Source organism: Acidisoma sp. (assembly GCF_035492295.1).
Classification (GTDB): domain Bacteria; phylum Pseudomonadota; class Alphaproteobacteria; order Acetobacterales; family Acetobacteraceae; genus Acidisoma.
Window position 1 is genome coordinate 1 of sequence record NZ_DATJJK010000048.1, and the last position, 6,509, is coordinate 6,509.

General features: G+C 67.2%; 7 protein-coding genes. 1 reads left to right on the forward strand and 6 read right to left on the reverse strand.

All coding sequences use genetic code 11. The features are described from left to right. The 6 genes from VL752_RS03420 to VL752_RS03445 form a co-directional block, all read right to left on the reverse strand. Positions 1 to 293: glycosyltransferase (locus VL752_RS03420; protein ID WP_408863052.1), on the reverse strand; the 293-nt coding region annotated here is incomplete at its 3' end. 38 nt (positions 294 to 331) lie between these two features. Then, positions 332 to 1,534, reverse strand: a complete 1,203-nt coding sequence (locus tag VL752_RS03425; protein WP_325352338.1) for a pyridoxal phosphate-dependent aminotransferase — start codon at positions 1,532 to 1,534, stop codon at positions 332 to 334. 3 nt (positions 1,535 to 1,537) lie between these two features. After that, the gene (locus VL752_RS03430; protein ID WP_325352339.1) at positions 1,538 to 2,740 is read right to left on the reverse strand and encodes a pyridoxal phosphate-dependent aminotransferase; all 1,203 of its coding nucleotides are present in this window, start codon (positions 2,738 to 2,740) and stop codon (positions 1,538 to 1,540) included. 174 nt (positions 2,741 to 2,914) lie between these two features. Then, positions 2,915 to 4,087, reverse strand: coding sequence for an acetyl-CoA C-acetyltransferase (locus VL752_RS03435; RefSeq protein WP_325352340.1), 1,173 nt, complete (start codon positions 4,085 to 4,087; stop codon positions 2,915 to 2,917). 121 nt (positions 4,088 to 4,208) lie between these two features. Continuing rightward, positions 4,209 to 5,273: an alpha/beta fold hydrolase gene (locus VL752_RS03440; RefSeq protein ID WP_325352341.1), complete on the reverse strand. Its 1,065-nt coding sequence runs from the start codon at positions 5,271 to 5,273 to the stop codon at positions 4,209 to 4,211. After that, positions 5,230 to 5,748, reverse strand: coding sequence for a hypothetical protein (locus tag VL752_RS03445; protein WP_325352342.1), 519 nt, complete (start codon positions 5,746 to 5,748; stop codon positions 5,230 to 5,232). Before VL752_RS03445 ends, VL752_RS03440 begins: the two co-directional genes overlap by 44 nt. Positions 5,749 to 5,886: 138 nt before the next feature. Between VL752_RS03445 and phaR the strand changes: the two genes are divergently transcribed. Further along, positions 5,887 to 6,509: polyhydroxyalkanoate synthesis repressor PhaR (gene phaR, locus VL752_RS03450; RefSeq protein WP_325352343.1), on the forward strand; the 623-nt coding region annotated here is incomplete at its 3' end.

The following is a 6,509-nucleotide window of genomic DNA, read 5'->3' on the forward strand; positions in this document are numbered from 1 at the left end:
GTGGCGATCTCCTTGCCGAAATTGCGCGACAGATTGACCAGCGCCATGCGCCGGTCATGCGCCCGCAGATCCTCAAGGACACGCAGGGTCAGGTCGTGGCTGCCGTCGTTGACATAGACCACCTCCCACACCTCCCCCAGCGCATCCATCACCGCCGACAGGCGGCGGTGGAACTCGGCGATGCCCTCCGCCTCGTCGAACGCCGGCACGACCACCGAGAACACCGGCCGGGAGAAGCCCCCCGAATCGGGGTTTGGCATTGGCGCAGGCGGAAGGCAGCCGGGGGTGAGCATGTTAAGAGTCCATTCCAGCCTGCGGGTTTGGGACAGACTTAGTGAAGACCCTCGCAAAAGGCGCCGATGCGGCTGCAGGCCTTGGTCAGCGTCGCCTCGTCCGTGGCGTAGCTGATGCGCACATAGGGGCTCATCCCGAAGGCGGCGCCGTGCACCAGCGCCACATGCTGCTCCTCCAGCAGCGCCAGGGAGAAGTCCTCGTCCGTGGTCAGAACGCGGCCCTGCGCCGTTGAGCGGCCCAGGCAGCCGGCGATGTTGGGATAGACGTAGAAGGCCCCTTCCGGCCGGTGGCAGCTGATGCCGGGCACCGTGTTCAGCGCATCCACCACCAGGTCGCGACGGCGGCGATAGACCTCCGCCCGCTCGGCGACCAGCTCCTGCGGGCCGTCCAAGGCCGCCACCGCGGCCGCCTGGCTGACGCTGGACGCGCCGGAGGTCGCCTGCCCCTGCATGTTCGACATGGCACGGATCAGGTTTTTCGGCCCGCCGCAGAAGCCGATGCGCCAGCCGGTCATCGCGTAGGTCTTGGAGACGCCGCTGAGCGTCAGCGTGCGATCGCGCAGGCGCGGTTCGGCGGCGGCCATGGTGACGTATTCGAACCCGTCGAAGATCAGGTGCTCATACATGTCGTCGCACATGATCCACACGTCGGGGTGCTGCAGCATCACCTCGCCCAACGCCTGCATCTCGGCGCGCGAGCAGGCGGCACCGGTGGGATTGTTCGGGAAGTTCAGGATCAGCCACTTGGTGCGCGGCGTGATGGCGGCGGCCAGATCCTCCGGACGCAGGCGGAAGCCGTTGTTCTGCGGGCAGTTCACCTGCACCGGCACGCCACCGAGCAGCTGGGTCATCAGGCCGTAGGCAGACCAGTAGGGCGCGGGGATCACCACCTCGTCGCCCTTGTTGAGCGTCGCCATCAGCGCGTCGAAGATCACCTGCTTGCCACCGTTGGCGACCATGATTTCGTCCAGCGCGTAATCCAGGCCGTTGTCGCGTGTGAACTTGCGCTGCACCGCCTGCTTCAGGACCGGCAGTCCGTCGACAGGCGGGTATTTCGTCTCCCCCCGCAGCCCCGCCTGCCGCGCCGCCTCGATGGCGTGCGGCGGGGTCGGGAAGTCAGGCTCGCCCACGGTGAGCATCAGCACATCGTCGCCCCGGGCCCGCATCTCGCGCGCCCGGATCGTCATCTGCATGGTCGCGGCAACCTGTACCCGGCCCAGCCGGTCGGCAAAACCGGGCATGGGTCAGTGCAGGCCCTGGCAGAAGCGCTGGATACGGGTGCAGGCCTCGCGCAGCGCCTCGGTGCTGGTGGCGTAGCTGATGCGGAAGCAGCCCGGATACATGAACGCGGCGCCGTGCACGGCGGCCACGCCCTCTTCCTCCAGCAGCGCGGTCACGAAGGCCTCGTCATCGCGGATCTCGACGCCCGAGCGGCTGGTCTTGCCGATGCACCCGGCGACCGAGGGGAAGACATAGAAGGCGCCCTCAGGCGTGGCGCAATGGATGCCTTCCGCCTTGTTCAGCATCTCGACCACGAGATTGCGCCGGGCGCGATAGGTGTCCGTCCAGTCCTTCAGGAAATCCTGTGGGCCGTTGAGGGCCTCCACCGCCGCCGCTTGACTGATGGAGGAGGTGTTGGAGGTCGACTGGCTCTGCAGCTTGTCCAGCGCCTTGATGAGCGGGGCCGGGCCACCGCAGAAGCCGATGCGCCAGCCGGTCATCGCATAGGCTTTGGAGCAGCCGTTCATCGTCAGCGTGCGGTCGCGTAGCGCCGGCTCGACCTGCGCGATGGTTGCAAACTCAAAGTCGTCGTAGACGAGCTTTTCGTAGATATCGTCGGTCAGCACCCAGACATTCGGGTGGCGGAGAAGCACGTCGGCCAACGCCTTCAACTCGGCCGCCGAATAGGCCGCACCGGTCGGGTTGCTCGGGCTGTTCAGGATCAGCCACTTGGTCTTCGCAGTGATGGCCGCCTCGAGATCCTCAGGGCGCAGCTTGAAGCCGCTGTTCTCGCCGCAGGGCACGATGACGGGCTTGCCGTCGGCGAGCGAAACGATGTCGGGATAGCTCACCCAGCAGGGAGCGGGGATGACCACCTCGTCGCCGGCGTCGAGCGTCGCCAGCATGGCGTTGAAGATGACCTGCTTGCCGCCCGTGGAGACCATGACCTCGTTCGGGGCATAGTCCAGATTGCTGTCGCGCTTGAACTTCGCGATCACCGCCTGGCGCAGCGCCATGGTGCCGGAAACGTCGGTATATTTCGTGTCGCCCGCCTGGATGGCGCGGATCGCGGCATCTTTGACGTTCTGGGGGGTGTCGAAATCGGGCTCGCCGGCGGACAGGCTGATGATGTCCCGGCCGCCGGCCTTCAAGGCGCGTGCCTTGGAAGAAATGGCGATGGTCTGGCTGGGGCTCACGCGGTCCAGTCGTTCGGCAGTCAGGCTCACGGCTCAATGCACCTTTGTTGAAAAACGGCGCCGAACCCTAAGCCGGGCCCATGCCTGCTGCAAACGCAGGACATGCAGATCAGAAGCCCGCCGCCCGTCCGCCGCGGCAGGCCCGGAGAGGAATAGGTCCGAAAGGGGACGAGTTGCCGGCTGGCAACTCGTCCTGGATCGGCCCTATCTCTCGACGCACATGGCGACGCCCATGCCGCCGCCGATGCAAAGGGTGGCGAGGCCTTTCCTTGCGTCCCGCTTCTGCATCTCATGGAGCAGCGTGGTGAGCACGCGCGCGCCGGAGGCACCGATGGGATGGCCGATAGCGATGGCGCCGCCGTTCACATTCACCTTCGCCGTGTCCCAGCCCATTTCCTTGTTCACCGCACAGGCCTGGGCGGCGAAGGCCTCGTTCGCCTCCACGAGGTCGAGATCGGCGGCCTTCCAGCCGGCGCGGGCCAGCGCCTTGGTGGAGGAAGGGATTGGCCCGGTGCCCATCACCTTCGGGTCGACGCCCGCCGTCGCGAAAGAGGCGATGCGGGCAAGCGGCGTCAGGCCGCGCTTCGCGGCCTCCTTGGCTGACATGACGATCAGGGCGGCCGCGCCGTCATTCAGGCCGGAGGCATTGCCGGCGGTGACCGTGCCTTCCTTGTTGAAGGCCGGGCGCAGCTTGGCCATGGCTTCGACCGTCGAATCATGGCGGATGTATTCGTCGTCTGAAACCACGACGTCGCCCTTGCGGCCCTTCACCGTGACGGGCGCGATCTCGTCCCGGAAACGGCCGGCCTTCTGGGCGGCGGAGGCCTTTTGCTGCGAGCCGGCGGCGAACTCATCCTGCTGCGGCCGCGTAATCTGAAATTCGCGGGCGACGTTCTCGGCGGTGACGCCCATGTGGTAGCCATTGAAGGCGTCCCACAGACCATCCTTGATCATGGTGTCGACAAGGCCGAGATCGCCCATCTTGGTGCCGGCGCGCAAATAGGCGCAATGCGGTGAGAGGGTCATGCTCTCTTGGCCGCCGGCGAGCACGATATCGCTCTGCCCGGTCATCACCTGCTGGGCGGCCAGCGCCACTGCGCGCAGGCCGGAGCCGCAGACCTGATTGATGCCGAAAGCGGTGCGGCCTTCCGGGATACCGGCGAGAATGGCGGCTTGGCGCGCCGGATTCTGGCCCTGGCCTGCCGTCAAAACCTGGCCGAGGATGACCTCGTCGATTTCCTCGGGCGAAAGCTTTGCGCGTTCCAGCGCGGCACGGATGGCGACCTCCCCCAACTGGTGGGCCGGCACGGTCGCGAAGGCGCCGTTGAAGCTGCCCACGGGTGTCCGTGCGGCGGAGACGATGACGATGTCGTCCATTGGCGATGCTCCCCAGGACCTATTCTGGTCCCTCTCTATGACCTGCCGGTGGCCCGGCTGACGGTAATCTAGGCGCGGGGGCGACCCTCGCGCCATAGGCGAAACCCATTGCTGCGCCGCGTCAGAGGCCGTGGCACCAGTCGCGCAGCGGGCGCCAGAGCTCGGCTTCTGCCCGCCTGCCGGCCGCCATGCCGATATGGCCGGCGGCCGGGCGATGGATATGGGCGCCGGGTAGGCGTTCGGCCAGGGCGAGGGCCGATTCGGGGGGCACGATGCGGTCCCGGCTGGGGATCGCGACGAAGCTCGGGCAGGCGAGGCGCGCGGGCTGGACGGGTGCCCCGGCGACCGTCCATTCGCCCCGCCCAGGCGTGTTCTCGCCATACCATTCGCCGAGGCAGGCCCGAGCCACCGGGGCGGCGAGAGGAACGCCGTCGTTCAGCCAGTCCTCCAGCGCGACAAAAAGCTCGGCCGATGCGCCGGCTTGGTCGAGCTTGCCGAAATGGCGGTATTTCACCGGCGTCTCATAGGGTGCCAGGCAGGTGAACAGCATCTGCATCAGGTCGGTCGCGAGCAGGCCCGTGATCGCCATTGCCGGTTCGAGGGCGGGCAGGATGGCGGCGAGCGCCTGGGCGCGCGCGGGCTCGGGCGCGTGAAAATCCCAGGGCGTGGCGAGCAGGGCGAGGCCGCGCACCATTTCCGGCCGGCGGAGGGCAGCGGCCAGCGTCAGCAACCCGCCCATACAATAGCCGGCCAGGATCATCGGGACGGCCACGGCACCCATCGCCCGCTCCAGGCGGCCGGCGATGTAGTCGGTCAGGGTGAAGCGCGCCTCCAAGGCGCCGGGCTCGCCCCAGTCGAGCAGCAATGGCCGCAGGCCTGCGCCCGCGAGGAATCGGAGAAGTGATTTTTGCGGCTTGAGGTCGAGGATATAGGCGCGGTTGATCAGGCTCGGCACCAGCAGGACGACCGGCGCGCCGCTGCCCGGCGCATAGTCGAGCAGGCGGCTGCCGCCTTCGGCCCAGATCGCCGCGGGCTCTTCCATGGCGCGGGTATAGGGGTGGCGGCGATAGGCGGCGATTCCCGCCAGGAAGGCGCGGTCCTGTGCCCAGGCTTCAGTCAGCACCGCCTCGGCGAAGCGCGCCTCAGCCTCGGCGCCGCCTTGTGCCACGCGCGCGGCGATCTCCATCCGCAGATCCCCGGCGCCGCTCTGTCTCCCCGCCGGGGCCGTCGCGCCCGGCCAGGTGGCGCTCCAACTCGGCCACACGCTGCTCGAGGCGGCGGACTTCATCATCGCGAGGGTCAGATGCAGGAGCAGCGGACGCGGTCCCCGCCGCAGCATCGGCCCCGGCGCCGCGCCGCGCCGGACCGGGTTTGGCCCGTTCATGGGTGGCCGTTCCGGGTGGGCGGAAACCGCTCGCGGCGGGCGCGGCTGGCATGCTGCGGAGCATCGCCTGGGCGGCTTCGGCCCAGAGAGCGATGATCGCGGTCCAGCTCGCCTGGGTTTCGGGGTCGGTCAGATAGGCGGTGATTTCGCTCTGCCATATGGCAATCCAATCCTTGGCCAGGGCCTGGAAATCCTCGTCCGCCCCGGCGCCTGGGCCGGCAGGGCCCTGGCCTCCGGAGGTGCTGCCCTCTCCCCCCGTATCGTTACCGTCATCCATAACGTCTTCTTACTCCAGCACCGTGAACAAGTCCTGCCCCGGCGGGGAGGCCAAGCCTATGATTACGCCGAAATGACGGCTATCGCGGTGCGGAAGACTTCATGCTACCGTCCCAAGACAAGCGATCCGAGGTATAAGATGTCGCAAGCTGAAATGCCTGCCGGTGGTGCGGAAACCCCTGCCAAGCCTCCCGTCGTCGTCAAGAAATACGCCAACAGGCGACTCTACAACACCGAGAGCTCGAGCTACATCACGCTCGATAACCTCGCTGCCATGGTGAGGGACGGCCGGGATTTCATCGTCTACGATGCGAAGACTGGCGAAGACATCACCCGCAGCGTGCTGACGCAGATCATCGTCGAGGAGGAGAGCAAGGGGAGTGCACTTCTGCCCACGACCTTCCTGCGTCATCTGATCGGTTTCTACGGCGACAGCATGCAGAACGTCGTGCCGCGCTACCTTGAGCAGTCGATGGCCAATTTCGCCAGTCAACAGCAACAAGTTCGCCAGGCGATGCAGCAGACGGTGGGCAATCTCTTTCCCTTCGACATCGAGCAGATGGGGCGCCAGAACCTGGCGATGATCGAACGGGCGATGACCCTGTTCAGCCCCTTCTATCGCGGAACGGAGGTTCCGGCCGAACAGGCCGAGGAGGGGGGAGAGTCGCGCCGTCCCGATCTGGAGCGCGAGATCGCGGTCCTGCGCGGCGAACTCGCCCGGCTGCAGAAGGAATTGCAGGAGTCCCGGGCGCAGCGCGCGGA